We start from the raw sequence: 2,403 nt of genomic DNA, 5'->3' as shown, positions 1-2,403 counted from the left end.
GTGGCACCATGCGGAACGCCGCGTCGGTGAGGCCGCCGAAGGTGTGCCGGGTGGCGTTGCCGGAGTGGCCCTGTCCGGCCCGGTGGCCCGCCAGGTTCCAGGTGTGGACGGGCACCCGGGACGGCACCTGGGTGCCGGGGGCGCCGTACGGGCTGTGCGCGTACTGCTCGTCGGTGACGATCAGCACCCGGTCGTGGCCCCGGTGGTGCGTCCGCACCCCCTCGGTGGTGCCGGTGCCGCCGAAGTCGTGGAACCGGTGCGGTGCGGGGAGACACGGCACGGGGAGCGGGGCCGGGACCGGCCCCGCCGACCGTCTTCGCAGTGACCGTGGTGACCGCTGCCCGCGCACAGAGCTCGGTCGCGGGGCGGGCGAGCGGATTACCCGCGCGCCCGTTCCGGGCCGGTCAGTGCTTCTGCCGCTGCCGCTTCCACGGTCCGGTGATCGCCAGCAGGATGCCGGGGGTCTGGATGCAGGCGTACAGCGTCCTGCCGTCGGGGGAGAAGGTCACGCCGGCGAACTCGCTGTCGTTGAGCTCGTTGCGGGCGATGGGGTAGGTGCGTCCGCTGTCGGTGGCGCCGAAGAGGTGGCTCAGGCCCTCGCCGTCCTCCGCGATGACCAGGCCACCGTAGGGCGAGACGGTGATGTTGTCCGGGCCGTCGTAGTGGCCCTCGGCCTCCGGGTCGGGGTTGACGCCGATGAGGACCTTGAGCGTGAGGGTGCGGCGCTTGGGATCGTAGAACCAGACGGCGCCGTCGTGGGCCGTGCCGGGGCTCTCCGCGCGGGCGTAGGAGGAGACCAGGTAGGCCCCGCCGTCGCCCCACCACATGCCTTCCAGTTTGCGGGCGCGGGTGACCTCTCCGGCGCCGAACTGCTTGCGCACCGAGACCGTGCGGGCGTCGCGGTCGGGGACGTCCACCCAGTCGACGCCGTAGACGGTTCCGATGCGGGTGGCGCGGGAGAGGTCGTCGACGAACCGGCCGGCCGAGTCGAAGCACCGCGGTGCTTCGAGGGCGCCGGCGTCGTCGGCCAGGGTGGCGAGCTGCCCGCGGCCGTGCCGGAACCCCTCCGGCGGGGTCCAGCGGTAGAACAGCCCGTTGGGGCCGGAGGCGTCCTCGGTGAGGTAGAGGTGGCCGCGCCGGGGGTCGACGACCACGGCCTCGTGGGCGAAGCGGCCGAGGGCCTTGACCGGCTTCGGGTCCCGGTTGGCGCGCTCGTCCAGCGGGTCGACCTCGAAGACGTAGCCGTGGTCCTTGGTCATGCCGTTCTGGCCGGCCTTGTCCTCGGTCTCCTCGCAGGTCAGCCAGGTGCCCCACGGGGTGCTGCCGCCGGCGCAGTTGGTGGCGGTGCCGGCGATGCCCACCCATTCGGTGACGTGCCCGTCGCGGCGGACCTCGACGACCGTGCAGCCGCCCGCGGCGGCCGGGTCGTACACCAGGCCCTCGGTGAGGGGCACCGGGTGCTCCCAGCGGGAGCGGGGGCCGCCGAGCTCGTGGTTGTTGACCAGCAGGACGGTGCCGCGGCCGCCGTCGAAGGCGGCCGTGCCGTCGTGGTTCGACGGGGTGGACTCACCGGTCTCCAGGCGGGTCTCACCGGTACGCGTGAGCACCCGGTAGGAGAACCCGGCGGGCAGCGCCAGTAGTCCCTCCGGGTCGGGTACCAGCGGACCGTAGCCGGGGCCGACGGCCTCGCCGTCGGGCGTGGTGATGTCCTCGGCCGCCAGGGCGTTGGGGGCGCTGGCGAACACACCGACGCTGCCGGCGAGCGCGATCCCGGCGCCCGTGCGGGCCGACTGTCTGGCGAAGTCCCTGCGCGTGAGTGACATGGATGCTCCTGGACGGGAGGACGGTGAGGGCTGCGTGCGACGGCACCGTGGTCACCGCCCTGCCGGCCGGCGCCACGTTCCGGCCACACCGTCCCGTCCATGTCTGAACGCCCGTTGAACGCCAGGGGTGTGCGCGGAGTTCCGTTGCGTGAAGCGCGGGCGGTCCCGCGCCCCTGGCGTCCCCTGCGCCGCGGGCGGTCCCGCGCCCCTGGCGTCCCGCCGCCCGCGGTCGTCAGCCGCCCTGCTGGGAGCGTGCCTTGTAGGCGGCCTTGCGGGCCTCCTTGGCGACCTTCTTGTCCGGGTGGAGCCTTCCCATGGCCTCCAGCACCTCGGCGGTGGCCGGGTGGTCGACCCGCCAGGCGGTGTCGAAGAAGCCGCTGTGCTGCGCGGCCAGGCCCTCGACCAGCGCCACCAGCTCGTCGGAGTTGCCCTCGGCGGCGAGCTGGGCGGCGAGGGTGTCGATCGTGAGCCAGAAGACCAGCTCCTGGGAGGGGGCCGGGATGTCCGCCGCGCCGTGCTCGGCCAGCCACACCCGGGCGAGCCCGCCGAGCTCGGGGTCGTCCAGCACCTCGCGCAGCGC

The 2,403-nt window shown here is 74.1% G+C and carries 1 protein-coding gene and 2 pseudogenes; all 3 read right to left on the bottom strand.

Features of this window, described 5'->3' with window-relative positions; translation table 11 throughout:
- Positions 1–256 (bottom strand): annotated as a pseudogene (locus HW445_RS27020) (TROVE domain-containing protein); the annotation flags it as partial.
- 148 nt (positions 257–404) lie between these two features.
- The gene (locus HW445_RS27015) at positions 405–1,823 is read right to left on the bottom strand and encodes an alkaline phosphatase PhoX (RefSeq protein ID WP_180223492.1); all 1,419 of its coding nucleotides are present in this window, start codon (positions 1,821–1,823) and stop codon (positions 405–407) included.
- Between the two features lie 232 nt (positions 1,824–2,055).
- Positions 2,056–2,403 (bottom strand): annotated as a pseudogene (locus tag HW445_RS27010) (hypothetical protein); the annotation flags it as partial.

The sequence above is a fragment of the Streptomyces sp. UH6 genome, from assembly GCF_013421635.1.
In the GTDB taxonomy this organism is placed as follows: Bacteria; Actinomycetota; Actinomycetes; order Streptomycetales; family Streptomycetaceae; genus Streptomyces; species Streptomyces abyssomicinicus.
This window is presented reverse-complemented; position numbering and strand designations above follow the sequence as displayed.

What these genes read in the sequence shown, in the direction of transcription:
- HW445_RS27015 (WP_180223492.1), bottom strand. Translation starts at nt 1,823, where the DNA reads ATGTCACTCACGCGCAGGGACTTCGCCAGACAGTCGGCCCGCACGGGC.